General features: G+C 74.5%; 22 protein-coding genes and 1 pseudogene. 13 read left to right on the top strand and 10 right to left on the bottom strand.

Going from position 1 to position 19,500, the window contains the following annotated elements; translation table 11 throughout:
- Nucleotides 1-472: 472 nt before the first annotated feature.
- On the top strand, nt 473-979 hold the full coding sequence (locus tag ACZ3YO_RS18215) for a universal stress protein (RefSeq protein ID WP_465570209.1): 507 nt from the start codon (nt 473-475) through the stop codon (nt 977-979).
- Nucleotides 980-1,531: 552 nt separating this feature from the next.
- On the opposite strand, the gene ACZ3YO_RS18210 is transcribed toward ACZ3YO_RS18215, so the two are convergent.
- The 3 genes from ACZ3YO_RS18210 to ACZ3YO_RS18200 all read right to left on the bottom strand — a co-directional run bounded on the left by ACZ3YO_RS18210 (nt 1,532) and on the right by ACZ3YO_RS18200 (nt 3,578).
- A complete protein-coding gene (locus tag ACZ3YO_RS18210; protein WP_465570208.1) occupies nt 1,532-1,876 on the bottom strand; it encodes a hypothetical protein in 345 nt (114 codons plus the stop codon).
- Between the two features lie 623 nt (nt 1,877-2,499).
- Complete coding sequence (locus ACZ3YO_RS18205) at nt 2,500-2,892, bottom strand: hypothetical protein (RefSeq protein ID WP_465570207.1); 393 nt, start codon at nt 2,890-2,892, stop codon at nt 2,500-2,502.
- Between the two features lie 254 nt (nt 2,893-3,146).
- Nucleotides 3,147-3,578 carry a DUF3592 domain-containing protein gene (locus tag ACZ3YO_RS18200; protein WP_465570206.1) on the bottom strand — a complete coding sequence of 144 codons (432 nt, stop codon included), beginning with the start codon at nt 3,576-3,578 and terminating at the stop codon, nt 3,147-3,149.
- Between the two features lie 339 nt (nt 3,579-3,917).
- On the opposite strand from ACZ3YO_RS18200, the gene ACZ3YO_RS18195 reads away from it, so the two are divergent.
- The gene (locus ACZ3YO_RS18195; protein WP_465570205.1) at nt 3,918-4,196 is read left to right on the top strand and encodes a hypothetical protein; all 279 of its coding nucleotides are present in this window, start codon (nt 3,918-3,920) and stop codon (nt 4,194-4,196) included.
- Nucleotides 4,197-4,472: 276 nt separating this feature from the next.
- Here the strand turns inward: ACZ3YO_RS18195 and ACZ3YO_RS18190 are convergent, their stop codons facing one another.
- Complete coding sequence (locus tag ACZ3YO_RS18190) at nt 4,473-5,252, bottom strand: hypothetical protein (protein ID WP_465570204.1); 780 nt, start codon at nt 5,250-5,252, stop codon at nt 4,473-4,475.
- Nucleotides 5,253-5,696: 444 nt separating this feature from the next.
- Between ACZ3YO_RS18190 and ACZ3YO_RS18185 the strand changes: the two genes are divergently transcribed.
- Complete coding sequence (locus ACZ3YO_RS18185; RefSeq protein WP_465570202.1) at nt 5,697-6,182, top strand: hypothetical protein; 486 nt, start codon at nt 5,697-5,699, stop codon at nt 6,180-6,182.
- A gap of 158 nt (nt 6,183-6,340) precedes the next feature.
- Nucleotides 6,341-6,793: pseudogene (locus ACZ3YO_RS18180) on the top strand (SRPBCC family protein); the annotation flags it as partial.
- A 359-nt stretch (nt 6,794-7,152) separates the two neighbouring features.
- On the opposite strand, the gene ACZ3YO_RS18175 reads toward ACZ3YO_RS18180, so the two are convergent.
- Nucleotides 7,153-7,635 (bottom strand): flavin reductase family protein, encoded by a 483-nt coding sequence (locus tag ACZ3YO_RS18175; protein WP_465570200.1) that lies wholly within the window; start codon nt 7,633-7,635, stop codon nt 7,153-7,155.
- 225 nt (nt 7,636-7,860) lie between these two features.
- On the opposite strand from ACZ3YO_RS18175, the gene ACZ3YO_RS18170 reads away from it, so the two are divergent.
- A complete protein-coding gene (locus ACZ3YO_RS18170; protein WP_465570198.1) occupies nt 7,861-8,280 on the top strand; it encodes an SsgA family sporulation/cell division regulator in 420 nt (139 codons plus the stop codon).
- Between the two features lie 56 nt (nt 8,281-8,336).
- On the opposite strand, the gene ACZ3YO_RS18165 is transcribed toward ACZ3YO_RS18170, so the two are convergent.
- Nucleotides 8,337-8,504, bottom strand: a complete 168-nt coding sequence (locus ACZ3YO_RS18165; protein ID WP_331741551.1) for a hypothetical protein — start codon at nt 8,502-8,504, stop codon at nt 8,337-8,339.
- A gap of 417 nt (nt 8,505-8,921) precedes the next feature.
- Between ACZ3YO_RS18165 and ACZ3YO_RS18160 the strand changes: the two genes are divergently transcribed.
- Entirely contained in the window at nt 8,922-9,575 is a 654-nt protein-coding gene (locus tag ACZ3YO_RS18160; RefSeq protein ID WP_465570197.1) for a HemK2/MTQ2 family protein methyltransferase, read from the top strand.
- Nucleotides 9,559-9,942, top strand: a complete 384-nt coding sequence (locus tag ACZ3YO_RS18155) for a CDGSH iron-sulfur domain-containing protein (protein WP_465570195.1) — start codon at nt 9,559-9,561, stop codon at nt 9,940-9,942. The genes ACZ3YO_RS18160 and ACZ3YO_RS18155 overlap by 17 nt, the downstream gene beginning before the upstream one ends.
- Here ACZ3YO_RS18155 and ACZ3YO_RS18150 read toward each other — a convergent pair.
- Genes ACZ3YO_RS18150 through ACZ3YO_RS18140 form a run of 3 tightly spaced genes read right to left on the bottom strand, consistent with a single transcriptional unit; the run spans nt 9,889 to nt 13,033 of the window.
- Nucleotides 9,889-10,923: an iron-containing redox enzyme family protein gene (locus ACZ3YO_RS18150; protein ID WP_465570193.1), complete on the bottom strand. Its 1,035-nt coding sequence runs from the start codon at nt 10,921-10,923 to the stop codon at nt 9,889-9,891. The genes ACZ3YO_RS18155 and ACZ3YO_RS18150 overlap by 54 nt on opposite strands.
- 60 nt (nt 10,924-10,983) lie before the next feature.
- Nucleotides 10,984-11,805, bottom strand: a complete 822-nt coding sequence (gene ddaH / locus ACZ3YO_RS18145; RefSeq protein ID WP_465570192.1) for a dimethylargininase — start codon at nt 11,803-11,805, stop codon at nt 10,984-10,986.
- A 58-nt stretch (nt 11,806-11,863) separates the two neighbouring features.
- Nucleotides 11,864-13,033, bottom strand: a complete 1,170-nt coding sequence (locus tag ACZ3YO_RS18140; RefSeq protein ID WP_465570191.1) for a carboxylate-amine ligase — start codon at nt 13,031-13,033, stop codon at nt 11,864-11,866.
- Between the two features lie 189 nt (nt 13,034-13,222).
- Here ACZ3YO_RS18140 and ACZ3YO_RS18135 point away from each other — a divergent pair, with 189 nt between their 5' ends.
- From ACZ3YO_RS18135 to ACZ3YO_RS18110, 6 genes are all read left to right on the top strand, one after another.
- A complete protein-coding gene (locus tag ACZ3YO_RS18135; RefSeq protein ID WP_331741562.1) occupies nt 13,223-13,396 on the top strand; it encodes a CsbD family protein in 174 nt (57 codons plus the stop codon).
- A gap of 22 nt (nt 13,397-13,418) precedes the next feature.
- A complete protein-coding gene (locus ACZ3YO_RS18130) occupies nt 13,419-13,877 on the top strand; it encodes an SRPBCC family protein (protein WP_465570189.1) in 459 nt (152 codons plus the stop codon).
- A gap of 245 nt (nt 13,878-14,122) precedes the next feature.
- Nucleotides 14,123-14,518 (top strand): ATP-binding protein, encoded by a 396-nt coding sequence (locus ACZ3YO_RS18125; RefSeq protein ID WP_465570187.1) that lies wholly within the window; start codon nt 14,123-14,125, stop codon nt 14,516-14,518.
- 49 nt (nt 14,519-14,567) lie between these two features.
- Nucleotides 14,568-14,933: an STAS domain-containing protein gene (locus ACZ3YO_RS18120; RefSeq protein ID WP_465570186.1), complete on the top strand. Its 366-nt coding sequence runs from the start codon at nt 14,568-14,570 to the stop codon at nt 14,931-14,933.
- The gene (locus ACZ3YO_RS18115; RefSeq protein ID WP_465570184.1) at nt 14,933-15,382 is read left to right on the top strand and encodes an ATP-binding protein; all 450 of its coding nucleotides are present in this window, start codon (nt 14,933-14,935) and stop codon (nt 15,380-15,382) included. The genes ACZ3YO_RS18120 and ACZ3YO_RS18115 overlap by 1 nt, the downstream gene beginning before the upstream one ends.
- A 221-nt stretch (nt 15,383-15,603) precedes the next feature.
- A complete protein-coding gene (locus ACZ3YO_RS18110) occupies nt 15,604-18,006 on the top strand; it encodes a SpoIIE family protein phosphatase (RefSeq protein ID WP_465570183.1) in 2,403 nt (800 codons plus the stop codon).
- A gap of 129 nt (nt 18,007-18,135) precedes the next feature.
- On the opposite strand, the gene ACZ3YO_RS18105 is transcribed toward ACZ3YO_RS18110, so the two are convergent.
- Nucleotides 18,136-19,347, bottom strand: a complete 1,212-nt coding sequence (locus ACZ3YO_RS18105) for a PP2C family protein-serine/threonine phosphatase (protein ID WP_465570181.1) — start codon at nt 19,345-19,347, stop codon at nt 18,136-18,138.
- Nucleotides 19,348-19,500 lie beyond the last annotated feature (153 nt).

Raw genomic sequence — 19,500 nt, 5'->3', positions numbered from 1 at the left:
GGACCTTCCGGAGCCGACCCGGCGAAGCGGGACGGCATGTCGGCGATGACGGGACGAACGGGACGGGCACAGCGAAGCACCGACCCGCCACGGGCCGTACGCGTTTTGACGCCCGCTTGGCGCGGCGCGGGAAGTCCTTGATGCGGCCCTGACGCACGCACCTGCTGTCCCGGCGTGCCCTGTCGGCCGGGGTGGGGGCACCGGACGCGCCGGGCTCGCCCGTGGCTGCCGGGCTTGCGCGAGGGCGGCCAGGGCGTCCATCGACTGCGGCGCGAACGTATGCCCGGATGGTGGCACAAGGGATGCCAGTGCCCACGGGGAGTGACGATCCCGTGCGACGGCGTCAAGGTTGCGCCAAGAAGGGCCGTCCGCGCTCGCGATTTCGGCGATCCCAGGTGTATCCCGTTGCTAAGGACGTATTACGCAGGCTAGACTCACATCACAGCCTATGAATCAAAGGAAGCGAAGCGTCATGGCCGAGGACACTCGGGTTATCGTCGGAGTCAGTGGATCACTGGGCAATCTGGCGGCCCTGCACCGCGCGATGGAGGAGGCCGTGCTCCGCGACGCCGTGCTCGTCCCGGTGATCACCTGGACGCCGGTCGGCGGCGAGCCGGCCTACCGGGCCCACCCGTGCCCGCCGCTGGCGAAGCTCTGGGCGCAGGCGGCCGGCGAGCGGCTCGACACCGCCTTCGAGCAGGCCTTCGGGGGCTACCCGACCGGCGTCCGCATCGAGCCGCTGGTGCTTCGGGCCGAGGCCGGCCGGGCCCTGGTGGAGGTCGCGAACCGCCCGGACGACCTCCTGGTGGTGGGCACCGGCCGGAGCGGTCGGCTGCCGCGGATCCTGCGGCCCTCGGTGAGCCGCTACTGCCAGGCGCACGCGGCCTGCACCGTGATCACGGTGCCCCCGTCCGAACTGCTGAAGGACCTCCGGCACGTGGCGCGCAGCGCGGACCTGCTGACCCTCCTCGCGGCCTGACCTCCTGACGGTTCGACCGCCTGATCGCCTTCTGTGGCAAGTCGGTCGCTGTGCGATCTGTGGGCGGTGGCCCTGCGAGCAGACGAGGGCAGCGTGGAACAGGTCCTTGAGTCCGGTGTTTGTGTGTCGGTTTGTGGCGCTTGAACTGCGCTTCTTCGGCGAGTGACCTGACGGTGAGCTGTCCGGCGGAGTGAAAAGGGACGCCGGTCGGGAGACGCATCATGGCGTCGGTGATCGCGCGAATCTCAGCGCGGTCCTCGGCGTCTCCGTGGTCGGCCGAGGGCGCAGCGGGCCTGACCGCGAAGTTTCGTGACGGTCCGTCGGGTCGTTCGGCGGGCCGTTTCGGTTGTTCGAGCCGGTCGTGGGCAGGGTGGTGCCCCGGCTGTCGCGTCGGGTGGGCGCCGGGTTCCACGTCTCCGGCGGCGGTCCCGCCCGCGCTCGGGGGTGTGGATCTCCAACACGAAGGTCCGCTGGGCGAAGGTCAGCCCGGGACAACTCGTGCAGCTGGAGGCCCTGGGAGTCGGCTGGTAGGGCGGCCCCGGGTTGGTTGGTCTACCAGTGCTCGTGGTGGTCGCAGCGCATGTCGTACTTGTCGTGCTTGTGGTGCCTGATCGTGGTGGGGTCGGTGGCGGTGAGGGAGGTGGTGTCACCGCCCCCGGTGAAGGTCGCGGTGCTGGTGACCTCGCCGCCGGCCCCGCAGGAGACGGCGACCTGCAGTGTGATGGGCGGGTAGCTGCTCCCGGCGGGAAGGGCGTCACTGCGGGTGCAGGTGAGCGTGCCCTGGTCACAGGGCCAGCCCGTGCCGCTGATGCTGTCGGCATTGAGCCCCGCAGGGAGGGTGTCTTGCACGGTGACCGTGGTGCCAGTCGGTCGGGGCGGCCCCGGCGGCGTTGCCAACGGTGGTGGTGTAGGTGCCGTCCCGTCCCTGCGTGAAGTGCCTGGTGTGGGTCTTGGTGATGGTCAAAAGACGGGACCGTGAAGGAGATGGTCACCTGGCCGTTGTGGTTCGCGGTCCCGATCGTCGAAAGCGCGTAGCCCGTGCCGGTGCCCGTGGGGGTGGCGAAGCTGCTGCCCCCACCGCCCCCACCCCGAGGGGCTACCGCTCCCGGTCCGACCTCCGGCGCCAAGGGGTCGTCAAGATCGCCGCGCGGCCCGTCAGGGAGGCGTCAGGGCCGGTCGGATGCCGTACCGGCGGGCATAGCGTCAGCAGCGAGGAAACGGTTCGCCACCAGAGTCGACGACTGGACGGCGGACCGTGCCGAATCCCAGCCCCGGCGGTTCCTCCGGGGCCGTTTCGGCGGCCAGTGAAAAACAGGGGTGGGGGCGCGCGGCGATTGCCAAAGGGTGCCCGGGCAGATCGGTTGTCGTGGGGACGGCCCCGCCGGGGGTGGCGGGCTCAAATCCGGTCGACCTGGCACCCGAGCCGCGCGCCCCCCGTCACCGGCACCTCATGCGCGGCCTCCCGTGGTTGGTCCCGCGGGTCGTGGTGGAACAGCCCGGAGCAGGTGCGCGGCCGCCGCTCAGTGGGGCGCCGGCAGCGGGAATGCGACCTCGTAGGCCTGCTCCGTCCCACCCCGCAGGAAGACCAGCCGGACCCTCAGCGCGCCGGCCTCCGGTGGTACGGGCGGGCGCCCGCAGATGCTGCCGTCGGTCCGCAGTCCGTCGGGGCTGAGCCCGTGGGCGCCGCCGTAGTCGAGGTAGTGGCGGCCGCGGTCGTCGACGGCCTCCAGCCAGAGGAACAGCGGCGGTGCGTCGGTGGAGGCCGGGTGAAGATCACCCGGAAGGGGTGGGGTGACGGAGTAGGAGACGCTGAACCCCTCCGTGGTCCTCGTCAGGGTGTGAACGGTCAGCTCGTGCCCGCCGTCCAGGATCCGGACACGATGCCCGCCGCCGGTGGTGCCGTTCGCGCTCATTGCTCCGTCTCCGCGTGCCTTCTGGTGCTGCCGGGCGCCGGGGCCGGGCAGGAGCTGTACCGGTCGGCCGCGGTGTCCGGGTGGCCGACCCTTGAGGGGCCAGGTGACCTCGTGGCCGGTCCGGACGGTGTCCCCCATCGCCGCCGATGAACCGGCAACCCGTGAGGCCGCCGTGGAAGTTCTACCAGTTCGGCTCGGGGTGCGGGCCGTCCGGCGGGTCGACGGCCGGCCGTCCACGGCGGAGTACTCCGCCGTCACCGTGGCCGCCGGTCGAGGACGACCAGGACGAGCGCGGCGAGCGCCATGACGCCGCCCAGCCCCAGGAACGCGTACTCCAGCCGACGGCGCTCGCGCCCGCTGACGAGGACGTGACGAGGGTCCGCAGGGTCGTACCGGATGCCGACGTACGAGCCGTCGACGAGGGGCGCGCGGCGGCTCGACGGCACCGGCGAGAAGACCTCGACCACGCGGCCGTCGTCGGTGGTGAACTGCAGCAGCGGGCGGGAGACGGCCGAGCGGTCCTCCGGCCCTGGAACGCGCTCGCGCACCAGTGCCCGCACCGGCACGCCGGCCCGGCGCAGCCGCCGGAGGTCCCGCAGCCCCGCCACGCCGGCCAGGTAGGAGACCAGGCCCCCGAGGGCCGCGAACGCCGCCAGGGCGGTCGCGATCCCGGTCGTCGTCCCCATGGTCCCTCCTGTCCTCGGAACCCTTGGCACCTGCCGGATCCGCCGCTCGCGACCTGCCCAGTATCGCCGTCGCCGACCGGGTGTGACGTCAGCCCCGCGTCAAGATTCCACCCCGGTTCACGGCACGTCGCGGCGCCGGCTGTCGACACGGCGGCGAGCCCGGCCGGCATCGACAGGGAAGGCAACAGGAATGGCGGCGGGAATGGCAGCGGGAAGGGATGTGGGAAAGGCAACCGGGAAGGCAACAGGTAAGCCGCTGGCGCATATTGACGAGTTGTTAACAATTCCTGTCGCCGACTAACGTGATCGAATCATCGACCGGGGAGGGGATGATCAGCGGTGAGTGGTTCGCCGAAGAACAACGAGGGCGTCGACCCGCCCGGGAGTATCGCGCCGGTGAGAGCCGCGCTGACCGAACTCGCCGACGCGAACACCACGATCCGCGGACTCGGCGCCCACTCGGGTGCCTCCGCGGTGGCCGCCCTCGATGGTTTCGCCACCGGTGGCGCGCTCCGGACGGCGCTCGCCCGGTGGCAGTGCCAGGCCGAAGCGGTGGACCAGGCGCTCCGCGACGCCTCGACCGCCCTCGGCGACGGCCGCCCGAAGCCTTCCGCCTGACGGTGCGTCCCGGCCTTGGGCGTGGCGTGTGCGACCGAGGGCGACGTGCAGGCCGCCGTGCCGTGCGCCGCCGGGCACGGCGTGCCGTTCGTGCCACGCTCGGGCGACCACGACTACGCGGGCACCGGCTGAGCCGGGGGTGGGCTCGTTCGCGCCGTGGCGGGCCGTCCGTTCCCGGCAGGCGCGCACCGTGTCGTCCTCCCGCCCCGGCCGCTACCGCCGGTCCGGGCCGGGGCCAACCGGCTCAGCTCCTCGTCCGGGCCGGGGCCAACCGGCTCAGCTCCTCGTCCGGGGCGCGGCCCGGCCGATGTCCCGCGGGAGTTCGAGACCGAGGACGCGGTCGAGGCGCACGGAGGTCTCGAACCGGGCACCTGCCGGCCCGGAGCCATCGGCGATCCGGTCCAGCTCGGCCAGGCCGGTCGCGGTGTCGAGGTCGTTCTCGAAGGCTGCGAAGGCCCGGTGGGTCGGGTCGGCGAGCGAGGGGAGGGAGGGCTCCTGCGCCCAGTCGGCGACCAGCCGCCGCCAGCGGTCGAGCGTTTCCTGGGCGGCGGTGAGTGTCCGGCGGGTGAGGTCCACGGGTACCCGGTAGGGGTGGCGCAGCAGCGCGAGGCGGACGGCGAGCGGCTCCACCTCCATGCGGTCGAGGAATCCGAGCGGTGGTTCGCCGGGGACCGGCGGCCGGGCGGGCGCCGTGGCGGTGACGACGGCGCCGGCGGCCGGCCGGGCGGCGCCGGTACCGGGCGCGAGCAGGTGGACGTCGGCCGGGGCGGTGGCACCGTCGGGGTCGGGCGGGTGGACGCCGATCAGGTCGGCGCCCCGGGCCAGCGCCTTGACCTGGGCAGGCGGCAGGTCGGGGTATGCCCACACGAGGCCGACCTGGAGATCCCCGCCGAGCTCGCAGACGCGGCGCAGCACGTCGGCGACCAGCAGGGCGCGCAGGTCCGCGAGGTCGAATGGGTGCTCCGGGCGCCCGAGGTGGACGGCGACGCGCAGCAGGCCGCGCCAGGCGGGGCGGATCTCGGCGGTGGTGCCGGTGCGGGTGTCGGTGAGACGCAAGGATTCCTCCCGGGGCAGGGCAGGGCAGGGTGATCGGACGCCGGGTCGTTCGGTCAGGGTCATCGGACGCCGGGGCGTTCGGCCGGGGCCGCGAGTTCCCGGCCGAGGCCGTGGTGCAGGTCGCGCAGGAGTCGGGCGGGGGCGCCGAGGCCGGCGAGGCGCGCGCGGCTCTCGACGAGCCGGCGGGCACGGCGGCCTTCCTGCCCTTGCCGGATGGAGGCCGTCAGCGCCGCGGCATCGAGGGCGTTCGAGGGCGAGCGTCATCGCCCCTGGCTGTCTCCAGTGTCGCCCCGGCGGCCGCAGGCGGCCATGCCGCGGCGTGCCCACCGGTGCCGGTCACCGGCCGCGCCGGGCCGCGCCCCCGACCGGCGGGCAGGCACAGCCGTCAATTCGCGCCACTTCGCTGACAGAAGCTGTCAGGGAAGTGGCCATAGCGTCCGCTGCATGACGAACAACGGCTTCGCTTTCCTCACCGGCACCTACGACGTCGCCAACCGCTGGCGCAAGAACTTCCTCGACCCCAGCGAGGGCGAGGAGCACTGGGAGGAGTTCCCCGGCGTCACCCGCGCCTCCGTCCACTTCGACGGCGCCGCCAGTTTCGACGAGATCGAGTTCCCCACGAAGGGCTTCTCCGGTCTGACCCTGCGCCTGTTCGACCCGGCCACCGCCCAGTGGTCGCTCTACTGGGCCAGCAAGCGCACCGGCACCCTCTTCCCGCCGGTCAGCGGCGGCTTCCGCCCGGACGGCACCGGCGTCTTCTACGGCGACGACGAGCACGACGGCCACGAGATCCGGGCCCGCTTCATCTGGTCGGGCATCACCGCCGACCGCGCGCACTGGGAGCAGGCCTTCTCCCTCGACGGCGGGCGGACATGGATCACCAACTGGCACATGGACCTGACCCGGCGCACAGCCGCGGCCGGCGAGTGACGGGACCGGGAGCAGGCCTGCCGCAGCGCGTCGAGGGCGCCTACCGGCCGGCCCCGCACGCCGGGGCGAAGCCCTGGCCCGCTGATTGGGATCCCGTCTCGCGGGCAGGCGCCGGTTGGCTCGGAGCCTCCGGGCCGCACCTGTGGAAGGGGAACGCCATGAGCACGGTGAAGGAGTCCATCGACGTCGAGGTCCCGCTGCACAGCGTCTACAACCAGTGGACGCAGTTCGAGGACTTCCCGCGGTTCATGGACGGCGTGGAGCAGGTCCGCCAGACCGATGACCGGCACTGCCACTGGACGACGAAGGTCGCCGGCGCCCGGCGCGAGTTCGACACCGAGATAGTCGACCAACTGCCCGACGAGCGCATCGCCTGGCGCACCGTGGGCGGCGACGTCCGGCAGATGGGCGTCGTGACGTTCCAGCGCATCGACGAGGCCCGCACCCGCGTGAGCCTGGCCATGGACTACGAGCCCCACGGCATGGCCGAGAGGGCGGGCGCCATGCTCGGTGTCCTGGACCGGCAGGTCAAGGGCGACCTCAAGCGGTTCAAGGGGTTCATCGAGGAGCAGGGCCGGGAGCGGGGCGCCTGGCGCGGCCGGCTGACACCGGACGGCGGGCCGGCTGCCCCGGCCGGGGCAGGGCCGACCGGTCCCGCCGACGCGCCGGACAGGGAGACGCCGCAGACGCGGATGACAGGGGAGGGCGCGCCGCCTCTGCCGGAGGACGGCGGCCGCGGCACGTCGGCGGGCCTTCCCGCCGACCCGGACGACATGCGGCACGGCTGACCGCGACGAGCCCACCCGTGCGGGCTGCCGGCCTCCGGGCGCCGGCAGCCCGCTGTTCTCCGGCGTAGAGGTCTCCTGACGAGGGTGTCCGAGTCCGCCGCCGGGCGGCCGAATCCGTGGGCGCGTGCCCGGCCGAGGCGTCGGCGATGACGCGAGCGGTCACCGGGCCGGCCCCCGGAGGGTCAGGCGGCATGTCCTGCGTCGATGTCGGTCACGTCGCGGAGGGTGAGCGGGTGGCCGTGGTCGGTGGTGGTGCGGGTGACGAACGGGTCGAGGAGGAAGCCGACGTGGTCGCCCCAGTCGGCGCGGTCGAGCACGCGGCCGGCGAACCACGCGACGGCGTCGGTGAGGACGGGGACGCCGTCCGGGCCGGGGGTCCAGCGGACGGCCGTGAACTTGTCGACCCGGTCGCCGGTAAGGCCGCCGAACAGTTCGGCGAGGTCGTGGCGCTGCCGTGACAGCAGGTGGACCGCCAGGGTGTCGGCGCGCGAGGCGACGGCGTAGGTGTGGTTCGCCTTGGAGATCCACACGGTGAACCGGGGCGGCCGGATCGAGCACTGCCCGGCGAAGCCGACCAGACAGCCCGCCCGTTCCTCGCCGACGGCCGCGGTGACGACGTGGACCGGACAGTCGAGCATGGCGGTGAACGCGTCGAACCTGCTCATGGTGCGGGCCTCTTTCCTCGGTGTCATGCGTTTCCCCGGTGCCGTGCGGCGGGTGACAACGGCGCCCCCTCCCCGGGCCCGCGCCCGGCGCGATGGGGTCGGGACGATACGGGAGATGTGAACGAGGGGGCACGGGGCATCCACCATTCCCCCCGGACGGGGAGGACATGTACCTCCGCGGCCCGGGTAGACGCCCGGGCACCACACCGCAGGGAGGAGTACGGAGTGAGCCATCTGATCGAGGACGTCGTGGAGGCCTGCATCCTGGGGCCGGCGCCGCAGATGATCCGCATCTGCGCGCGCTACGCCAGTGACGACCCGCTCGCCCTCACACTCGGCTTTCCGGCCCGGGCGTCGGTCCGGCCGTGCGAGGACGTGGAGACGGAGTGGACCGCCGCGCGCGACCTCTTCGCCGCCGGGCTGGAGGCGCTCTCCGGCCACGGGGACATCCGGGTCGGCCCGTGGGAGGAGGGGTTCACCCAGATCCAGATCCATGGTACGGAGGGCTGCGCGCTGGTCGTGTTGCGCACCGACGAGCTCGCCAGGTTCCTCGACCGCACCTACCGCGCTGTCCCGGCAGGTGACGAGAGCTCCTTCATCGACTGCCCGGACACGGTTGCCGAACTCCTCGGCGACCGGAGCTGAGGCGCCCGGAGCCGAGCCGCCTCCTCCCGCGCGATCCCACCTCACGCGATCGCACCTCACCGGGTCGCGCGCCCGCCCCCGCGCCGGAACCGGACCGCGGAGATGCCCAGGGCGAGGAGCAGTACCGCGATGCCGAGGAACAGCAGGTAGAGCAGCCCGTGGGCGACCACGCCGATCAGCCCGAGCACGATCGCGATGATGATCAGGAAGAGTACGAGCGCCATGGCGGCCCTCCTTCGTGGGCATGTCCGCGTCCTTCGCGGGCATCCATCGGCGGGCGGGCGCCCATCGGCGGCACCACCGGCGTCGGACGTCGGACGAGGAGCCGCCGGCGAGTACGATGCCCGGCACCCGGGCCACGAGCCCGGCGGGCGCCGGCGCCCGCAGTACGTCGACCGCCCGCAGTACGTCGACCGCCCGCAGTACGTCGACCGCGCGCAGCACGCCGACGGCGAGACCTGCGCCGCAGAAACAGAGCGAATCGCAGGACGATGATCAGCAGGGTCATGATGTCCCCACCTCCGGCCCTTCCGTCTGCCCGGCTCGGCGGGAAACACTCGCGGTGCCGGGGTCGTCCGGTGGTACGGGAGTGAAGCCCGCAATCTCCGGTTGTGCAGGAGGATGCTGGGCAGGCGCGCGTTATGTTGCTGCTCAGACCACCCGGTGTGTACCCGGCGCAGGGCGACACGGCCCTGTTGGCGGAGAGCCTGGCCCGGGAGGGTCCGCTGCGCGGGGTGCGCTGCCTCGATCTCGGGACCGGCAGCGGTGCGATCGCGCTGGCGGCGGCCTGCCGCGGTGCCCGGGTGACGGCGGTGGACGTGTCCTGGCTGGCCCTCGCGACCGCGGGCGCGAACGCCTGGCTCCACCGGTGTCGCATCCGGCTGCGCCACGGCGACCTGACCGGCCCCGTCCGGGGCCGGCGGTTCGACCTGGTGCTCAGCAACCCGCCGTACGTGCCCGCCGAGCGGCCCGGGAGCCCGCGGCGGGGCGTCGCGCGGGCCTGGGACGCCGGGCCGGACGGCCGGCTGCTGCTCGACCGGATCTGCCGCGAGGCCCCCGGGCTGTTGGCGCGCGGCGGGGTGCTGCTCGTGGTGCAGTCCTCGCTGGCCGACGTCCGGGCGACCGTGCGAGCCCTGGAACGGGCCGGGCTGCGGGCCGAGGTGGTGGCCCGGCGGCGCCAGCGCTTCGGGCCGGTGATGACCGCACGGGCGGTCTGGTTCGAGAGCCGCGGCCTGATCGACCCGGGCGTTCGCGAGGAGGAACTGGCGGTGATCCGCGGTGCCCGCCCTGCCTGACTCACCCGCCCGTCCCGTCCTACCAGGGCGGCCCGAGCCGTCCGGGCCGTCCGAGCCGTCCGGGCCGTCCGGGCCGTCCGGGCCGTCCGAGTCGCCCGCGCTGTCCGAGCCGGCCCGCCCCGATCGTGGCGGCCCGCGGCGGGTGCAGCCGACGGGGCACGGCCCGGTGCTGATCGAGGGCCCGGTCGAGATCGTGCTCCCGGACGGCACCACCGTCCGCTCCGACCGTCCGATGGTGGCCCTGTGCACCTGCGGCCGCAGCCGCCGCTACCCCTTCTGCGACACCAGCCACCGTCGCCACCGCCCGGGCGGCTCACCCGGCCCGGGCGGTCCACCCGGTTCCGGCGAGCGGTCCGCCGCGCAGTGAGCTGCGCCCGGCCGCCCACGCGCCGGTCAGGTGGTCGGCCAGGCGCTCCTCGGCGAGCGAGCTCGCGGCGACCCCGAAGGCCACGTCGCCGGCCAGCCCGGGCTCCGCCGCGAGGAGCGGGGCGATCACCCCGTGCCGGACCAGCTGCTCGTGCACGGCGTCGGCCTCCACGTGCTCCTGGTAGAAGCGGATGCCGGCCGGCCCCGCGCCGAGCCGCTCGAACGCCCGGACCAGCCGGGCGGACCCGGGCGAGGAGGTGATCTCCACCGCCGCGAACTGCCCCACCAGCGCGCCGCGCAGGGCCCGGTGGAGACCGAACAGCGACATCAGGTTGACCACCGCCAGCGCCGGGGCGGCCGCCGCGTCGACGTAGTGGCCGTACGTGGGGTCCAGGCCGAAGTCCGCCATCATCTCGGCGAAGAGCCGGGAGTGCGCCCGATCGGGGTGCCCCGCCCCGTACTCGTCGTACTCGACGGCGAGGAAGGCCGCCTGCGCCGCGCCGCCGAGGCGGGGCGCCGCCCACAGTTGGGGGTCGGCCTCCTTGAGGTGGTACAGCGAGCGGTGCACCAGGTACTCGCAGGCCTGCCAGCGCCGTCCGTCGGCCAGCAGGAAGTGGGAGGGGCCGGTGCCGGTGCGCGGCTCGGTGAGCAGCCGTTCGAGCAGGTCGTCCAGCGGAGGCGGCCCGCCCGCCTCCGCCCGTACGGAAGCCAGGAAGTGCCGTTCCAACGCGCGGCGCAGTCGCAAGAGTCCAGGGTCCCACTCCCAGCCCGGGTCGACGCCCCCGAAGCCGCGGTAGTGCAGCTCGTAGCAGACGTAGAGGGCCAGCTGAAGGTCCTCGCCCCACGGGTCCTGCGTGCGTACCGGGACGGGGTCGGGCAGGCCCGCGGCGCCGGGCGGGCCCGAGGCGAGGACGGTCCGGACGGCCTCGGAGAGCGGGCCGCGCGGGGCGGGCAGGCGGGGCGGTCGGGAGGTCTCGATCACGGTGGTCTCCTCACGCTGGTCTCCTGGTGGTGGTCTCCGAGGGAGGAGGGGCGGCTGCGGTCAGGTCGCGGCGAGTTCGAGGGTGCAGCACTTGGCCCCGCCACCGGCCTTGCGGAACTCCGACACGTCGACGCCGACCGGCTCGAACCCGCGGCCGGCGAGGCGGGAGGCCAGCCGGTCCGCGGTGGCGGGGAGCACGACGTGGTGGCCGTCGCTGAAGGCGTTCACCTCGAAGCGGCCGGCCTCCTCCCGGGTGGCGAGCAGGGCGTCCGGGAACAGCGCCGTCAGCGCCGCCAGACTCGGCCGGTCGAACGCGCCGGGGTAGTACAGCACCTCGGTTTCGCTCAACACGCACAGCGCGGTGTCGAGGTGGTAGAAGCAGGGGTCCGCCAGCCGCAGGGTCACGACCGGGAGGCCGAGGCGGCGGCGGACCTCGTCGTGGGCCGCCGGCTCGGTGCGGAACCCCGTACCGGCGAGCAGGATGCGGCCTGCGGTGAGGATGTCGCCCTGCCCCTCGTTGACGTGCGCCGCCATGCCGACCTCCGGGAACGGACGGCCGGCGAACCAGCGCCAGAACGCCACCGCCTCCGGTGCCCGTTGCGGATGGCGGAAGCGGGCGATCAGCACCCTCCCGTCGACCACGGTGGCGGCATTCGCGCTGAACACCATGTCGGGCAGCCCCGGCACCGGGTCGGCGAACTCCACCAGGTGCCCCAGGGAGCGGTACACGCCCACCAGCTCCTCCCACTGGCGGACCGCCCGCCGCCGGTCGACCGGTCGTTCCGGGTCCATCCACGGGTTGATCGTGTAGTCCACCGAGAAGTAGGTGGGCGGGCACATCAGTACCCGGCGGCGGAGCGGAGTTCGTTGCGGGCGGGGCATGGCGGTCACACCTCCGGTTCGGCGGCCCCCAGCGCGCGTCTGCCCGGCACGGGCCGGCTCACTCGGACTCCGTTCGGCCGCCCGAGGTCCGGCCGCCCGAGGTCCGGGCGCCCGACGTCCCGCCGCCCGCCGTCAGCGCCGCGAGCGCGTCGACCACGTCCGGCAGCAGGCCGCGCCGGGCGAAAGCGGCCCGCTGGGCGTCCGCGCCGGCGCCGCCGGCCAGCAGCCGGGCGCAGAGCCGCCGGGCCAGGTCGAGGTCGCCCTCTGCCGCCAGGCCCGGCGCGGCCCGTTCCAGCAACTCGTCGAGCAGCACGGACACCGGCGCGGACCTGGGCGCGTCGTCGCCGCCGCGCACGTCCAGGGCGGTGCCGTGCAGCCCGGCCGCCGCGGCCCGCCGGTGGGCCGTGCGCAGCAGCCGCTCCCCGACGGGCGGACACGGCCGGTCCGTCTCCGCGAGCAGGACGCGGGTCAGCCCGCGGAGCAGCACCGCGATCAGCACCGGGACCCCGACGTCGGCGTTCACGTCCGCGATGCGCACCTCCAGCGTGGGCAGGTGCTCGGACGGGCGGGCGTACCAGTAGATCATCCGCCGGTCGACGACGGTGCCGTCGGCGACCAGCCGCTCGACGTACCGCTCGTACCCGGTCTCGTCGAGGCTCGGGGCCGGACCGACCGTCGGCCAGCGTTCGTAGTGTGTCGCCCGCGAGCTCGCCCCGCCGCGGTCCGCGCCCTCGCAGAACGGTGAGTTCGCACCGAGGGCCTGGACGACCGGCAGCCACGGGCTCAGGCGGGTGCTCACCGCGAGAGCCTCGCCCCGGGTCAGGTCGCCGACATGGACGTGGCAGCCGCAGACCTCCCCGCCGGCCTGGTCCGCGACGCCCGGCCCCACATGGCCGGCGATGCGCCGGTAGCGCGGTGCGTCGGTGACCGGCAGCGGATGGGCGCTCGGCAGCACGGCCGACCCGGACGCGACCAGCAGGCAGCCGGCCCGGGCCGCCGCCGCCGTCAGGGCCGCCCGGACCGCCAGCAGGTGTGCGCGCAGCTCGGCGGCGGTGCGCACCGGGGGAGTGCAGCCCTCGATCTGGGTGGCGTAGAACTCCGCCTGTGCCCGGTCGCCGAGTACGCGCGACACGTCCCGCAGAACGGAGGGCGCCCGGGGCACCGTGGTCCTGGTCCGGGTGTCCACGAGGAGGTACTCCTCCTCCACACCGAAGCGCAGCGGCCGCACGTCGGCCTCCTTCCCGCGGTGCGGTGCCGGCGAACGGGAGGGCCGGGGGACACCGCCGCCTCCCGCGGCTACCCGCCAGGGGCGGGGCCAAGCCCGAGCCGGCCGGGCGGTTTGAGGTCCGCCAACCGGAGCAGACGCCCCGGGACGCCGGCCGGACCACGGCCGGGCCGAGAGCAGAGGAGCGACGCCATGGGCGCCGGGGACAAGGTGAAGAACGTCGCCGAGAAGGCGAAGGGCAAGGCGAAGGAGTCCGTCGGCAGGGCCACCGACGACCCCGGTCTGAAGGCCGAGGGCCGGGCGACCCAGGCCAAGAGCGACCTCAAGCAGGCCGCCCAGAAGGTCAAGGACGCCGCCAAGGACTGACCGCCGACGAGGAGGAGCACTCATGAGCATGGTGCGGCAATCGATCGACGTGGACGTGCCGCTGCACACCGCGTACAACCAGTGGACGCAGTTCGAGGAGTTCCCGAACTTCATGGACGGCGTGGAGGAGGTCCGGCAGGTCGACGACCGGCACAACCACTGGAAGACCAGCATCGCGGGCGTGAGCCGCGAGTTCGACACCGAGATCGTCGACCAGGTGCCCGACGAGCGCGTGTCCTGGCGGACCGTCGGCGGGGACGTGCAGCAGATGGGCATGGTGACCTTCCGGAAGATCGACGAGAACCACACCCGGGTGAGCCTGGCGATGGAGTTCGAGCCGAAGGGCCTGGCCGAGTCGGCGGCCGACACGCTCGGCATGGTCGACTGGCGGGTGAAGGGCGATCTCGACCGCTTCAAGGGATTCATCGAGGGACGCGGCGGCGAGAGCGGCGGATGGCGGGGCCGCCTCACCCCGGCCTGAGGCCGCCCGGAACGACAGAAGGCCCCCGTCTTCCAGGGCGCCGCGCCGGCCCACGGTCGGCGCGGCGCCCTGGACGGCTGTCGGGGGCCGGCGGCCTTCGTCCCGAGCGGTGTCACCGTCCCGAATGGTGCCCCTCCCGGCGTCCCGAATGGTGCCCCTCCCGGCATCGGAGCCGCAGGTTACGCCGGCTGCGGTGGGGTAGGCGCGAGGTCCGGACCGGAAGCGAGGAGAACCGAGGTGACGTCATGCGATGTGTCCCCTCGCTCGAGGTCGACCTCGACGGCGCCCCGGGCTCGGAGGCCAGGGCCAGGCGCGCCGCGCGCCGTTTCCTCGGTGAGCTGGCCGGTCTCGGCAGGGGCCGGCTGAGCCCCCAGACCTGCCAGGACGCGGTGCTGGTGGTCGGCGAGCTGGTGGGCAACGCCTGCCGTCACGCGCCGGGCCCGTGCACGCTGAGCATGGCGGTCGCCGACGCGGGCGTCGAGATCGCGGTCGAGGACACCAGCCCGGAGCTTCTCCACCCGGCCGCGCGGCCCGGGCCGGGCGGGTACGGACTGCTCGTGGTGGCCACGATCGGCCACCGGGTGCACGCCGTCCGCACGGCCACGGGCAAGATCGTCGAGACGACCGTCCGCGACCGCTGAGAGCACACGCGCCCTATCGTTGAACAAGGACATGGGAGGAGCGGAGGCCATGGAAGCCGACGGTGGCCCGGAGGGGCTCACGGTGACGGTCAGCGCCTCGGGGCGGAGCGTGGTCGTCCGCCCCGAGGGCGAGCTGGACCACGACACGGCGCAGCCTCTGCGGGAAGCCCTGGAAACGGCCCTGCACGGCCCGCCCGGGCCGGTCGTGATCGACTGCGACGGCCTCTCCTTCTGCGACTCCACCGGCCTGAACCTGCTGCTGCGCACCCGCCTCGCCGCCGAGGGCGGCGGCCGGGTGCTGGTGCTCGCCGGTCCCAGCCCGATGGTGGCCCGCATGCTGGAGATCACCGGCGCGGCCGAGATCTTCCGCATCGCCCCCTCGAGGGCCGAGGCGCTCGCCGGCCAGGACGGCTGATGCCACCCGCCGCCGACCAGCGCAGCCTGGCCCTCGTCTCCGGCAGGGGAGCGGTCACCAGGTCCCGCGAGTTCACCCGCGCGGCCCTGTTCGACTGGGGCTGGCTCCCGGCCGCCGGGGACGAGCGCCGGGCGGTGGCCGAGGACGTCCTGCTGGTCGTCAGCGAGCTGGTCACCAACGCCGCCCGGCACGCCGGTGGTCCGATCGAGCTGCGGCTGCGCCACTCGTCGTCGGGGCTGCGCGTGGAAGTGTCGGACGAGAGCCCCGAACCGCCGGTACTCCGGAGCAACGACGATCCGGCGGTCCCCGGCCGGCACGGGCTACGTGTGGTCGCGCTGCTCTCCTGGGCCTGGGGCAGCGTGCCGGACGCGGGCGGCAAGACCGTGTGGTCGGAGATCGCCGCCCCGCCGGCCCGCCTGGGACCCGCGACCGGACGCGACCCGCACTGAACTGACGGCGCCCACGTCCCGCGCCGCCGGCGGACGCCCCGCCCGCACGCGGCACCGCCCGGGCCACCGGCCCAAGCCGCCGGCGGACGCCCCGCCCGCACGCGGCGCCGCCCGGGCCACCGGCCTAAGCTGGACCCACACCTCAACACGGTGCCTCGCACCGTCCCCGGCAGCCCAGAGACGCGAACCGGGACCTTGGCAGGACAGACCAGGGGGCGCGGATGTCGGAATCGCACAGCGAGAGCGCCCGGCTACGGGCCACCATCGACCGGCTGCGCAGCGAGGTGGAGGGCCAGCGCCGCGCGATGCGGACGCGCGCCGTGATCGAACAGGCGAAGGGCATCCTGACCGAACGGATCGGGTGCACCCCGGACGAGGCGTTCAGCCACCTCGTCCAGCTCTCCCAGGACAGCAACCGCAAACTCGTCGACATCGCCGCCGACCTCCTCGGGACCGTCGCGCCGCCGGAGGCCGACGAGCACCTCCCCGTGGTGGAGCGGCGTCCGTCCTTCGCGCCGCCCGCCCCCGTGATGCGCGGCCCCGACCCCCCGCAGCCGCGGGCGGGCGCTCCCGCGGTCGGGGGCGAGTACGCCGCCCGCTACCACGTCACCGCCTCGGCCCTCGGCTCGGCCGAGACACCGGACGAGCTGGCCGCCCTGCTCATCGAGGCCGCCCTCGCCCCGCTGGGTGTCGGCGCGGTGGCCCTCACCGTCCTGGAGCCCGACGGCGCGCTGAGGCTGGTCGCCAGCCACGGGGTGCCCGCCCACCAGCTCAGCCAGTGGCAGCGCATCCCCCCGCACATGTCCCTGCCGCTGACCGACGCCGCCCGCGCCGGAGCGACCGTGTGGGTGCGCGGCCGCTCCGACTTCGCCACGCGGTACCCCGACCTGAAGGGGGAGGACCTCGTCCCCGGCGACACCGTCTGCGCGCTGCCGCTGCGCACCGGCGAACAGCTGATCGGCGCGATGAAACTCGGCTGGCCCGGCGACTTCCACGCCGACGGGCCCACCGCGCACCACCTCTCCGCCCTGGCCCGGCTGTGCGCCGCCCAGCTGCTGCGCGTGCTCACCCCGGGCGCGGAGGAGGAAGCTCCGGTGCCGGCCGGCGAGCCGTGGTTCCGGGCGGTCCTCGACGCGCTCCTCGACCCCGTCCTGATCCTGCACGCCGTCCGCGAGCCCGAGGGGAAGGTCACCGACCTTCGGGTCGGGCACGCCAACGCCGCCACCGTCGACCTGGCCGGGCGCACCGGTCAGGACATCGTCGGCCGGCTGCTCAGCGAGCTCTACCCCGGCATGGTCTCCTCCGGCACCTTCCAGCACCTGCTCGACGTCGCGGCCGGCGGCGTGCCCTACCGGGGTGAGGCCGAGCAGTACGTCGAGGTCGTCGGCGGCGCGGTCCACGGCTCGACCATGACCCTCCATGCCACCCCGTTCCTCGACGGCGTCCTGGTCAGCTGGCGCACCCACGACGAGCAGGAACGCCGGGAACAGCAGCTCGCCCAGGCGCAACGGCTGGCCGGCCTCGGCACCTGGCAGTGGGAGGTCTCCGCCGCGAGACTCGACTGCTCGCCCGAGGTCTTCCGGCTGCTCGGCCTGCCGGAACGGGCCGAGCCCGGCACGCTGGGCCCGGCCGAGGCGGAGGCCGCCATCGCACCGGCCGACCGTGCCGCCGTCCGGCTCCTGGCCGAGCGGCTGCTCGCCGGCCACACCTCCGCCACGCTCGAGTTCCGGGTCGTCCGCGCCGACGGCGTCAGCCGGGCCGTCCGGGCCATCGCCGAGACCGTCCCCGGGCAGCTGGACGGCGAGCCTCTCGCCGTACGCGGCGTCATCCAGGACATCACCGCCTGGCGGCACACCGAGAAGGCGCTCGCCGACACCCGGGCCCGGCTGGCCGAACAGGTCCGTCAGACGGCCGTGGAGCACCGCGCCGTCCGCGCCCTCCAGCACGCGCTCATGGACGTGCCGAACGGCCCGCCCGCGCCCAACCTCGACATGGCGGCCCGCTACCTGCCGGCCGAGAGCGACACCCAGGTCGGCGGCGACTGGTACGACGCCCTGACCCTCCCCGACGGCACCGTCCTCATCGTGGTCGGCGACGTCTCCGGCCACGGTCTGCGCGCCGCCGCCGGCATGGCGCAGCTGCGCGACGCGCTGCGCGGCCTCGCCTTCACCGGGGCCGAACCGGACCAGTTGCTCCAGCGCCTCAACCAGATGCTCTGCCACCTCGGCGGCGAGTTCATCGCCACCGCAGTCTGCGGCCGGCTCGACACCGGGCGGCGTACCCTCACCTGGGCCAGGGCCGGGCACCTGCCGCCCCTGCTGGTCCACGACGGTGTCGGCCGCTACCTCGACCCGCCCCTGGGACCGCTGCTCGGCGCCCACCCCGGCGCCGTCTACCGCAGCACCGTCCTGACGCTCGCGCCGGGCGACCTGGTCCTGCTCTTCACCGACGGACTGGTCGAGCGCCGCGGCGAGGGCCTCGACCGCGGCCTGGACCGGCTGCTCAGGGCGGTCGAGGAGTACAAGGTGCCGGGGATCCCCGGCTGCCTCGACCACGTACTGCGCCGGCTCAAGGCACCCAACCCGTACGACGACACCTGCGTCATCGGCATCCGGTTGTCCTGAGACGGCCGGCGCCCGGGCCGCGCGGGCGGAGGTTCACCGGCGCCGCGCCGGCGGTACGCCCGACACCCGAGTGGCGCGGACCCTCCGTCGTGCGGGTGCGGGTGCGGGTGCGGGCGCGAGGGCCCGGCGTCACGGCGCCGGGTGCCATTCCGCGAGCAGCACGGTGGCGTCGTCACGAAGACCCGCACCCTGGTAGTCGAGAAGGGCGCGCACCAGCCGGCGCAGCGCCTCGGGGGCCGGCTCACCGGCCGCCACCGAGCGCACGACCAGGTCGAGCAGCCGCTGCTCGCCGAATTGCTCTCCGGTGGGGCCCCGGCCCTCGGTCACCCCGTCAGTGTGGACGAGGACCCGGTCACCCGGCTCCAGCTGGGTGTGGTGGACCGTCCGGTTCGCCACCGGGTAGCCCTCGCCCAGTCCGAGCGGCAGCTCGGAGCGCCGCCGCAGGGCGTCGGGCACGACGTGCTGGCGGCGGATCAGCAGCGGCGGCGGATGGCCGCAGTTGACCCACGACAACCGGCCGCCGGCGAGATCGATCTCGCCGAAGACCGCCGTCAGCAGCCGGCCCGGTATCCAGCGGGCGAGCACCCCGTCGACGGCCGCCACGATCTCGGCGAGGCCGCCGCCGGCCCGGCGGACCGACCGGCAGCCGGCCAGCGCCACCGCCGACGCCCCGCCGGCCGCGAGGTCGTGCCCCATCGCGTCGACGACCGCCAGGTGCAGCCGACCCTCGTCGAGGCTGTGGTCGAAGGCGTCCCCACCGATCTCGTACGCGGGCTCCAGCACGGCACTGGAGGTGACCTGGCGGGTGCCCAGTGTCATGGGCGGCATGAACGCCCACGCCAGCTCGGCCTGCAGGGTCATCGGGCGGCGCCGTACCGTCCGCGCCACGGTGTCGCTGAACGCCGACTTCGACTCCACGAGGAGGGCGGTCAGCGAGGCCAGCGTCCGGCACCGATCGATCGTCGCGGCATCCAGCGAGGTGGCCGCCACCCGCAGCACCCCGATCCGCTCGATCCCGTCGGCCAGCGGGAGCCACAGGGTCAGCCCGGGGCCCGAGGAGAGCCGCTCCGACATCGTCCGGTACGCCCACCCCGCCAGCGTCCCGTCGATCTCCAGCACGTCGCCCGCCTGCCCGGCCGCCGGATCCGCCCTGTCGGAGGGCGCGTCGGACGGGAGGGCGACCAGCCGACCCTGTTGGACGTCCGCCAGGTACACGGCCGCGCCCGCCAGGCCCATGGCGGCGGCGGTGCGGCCGATGAGGGCCGGCAGGGCGCCGGGGGCCGTGGTGTGCGACTCCTCCAGCACCGTGCCCAGCAGCCGTCCGAACGCGGCGTCGTCCATGATCCCGGCCACCTCAGCCCCCGGCCCGGCGGGCCCGGTCCCGGAGCCCGGCACCGGCGGACTCCCCGTCGGAGGGGAGGCGTCCGAGGGAGGTCATGCGATCACGTCCTGTCGGGTCTGCTCGATGGGTGCGGTGCGGTGCGGGGCAGGGGC

This window comes from Kitasatospora sp. NPDC022785, assembly GCF_055561295.1.
The sequence above is the reverse complement of the archived record's forward strand: the minus strand, read 5'-3'. Positions and strand labels throughout refer to the sequence as shown.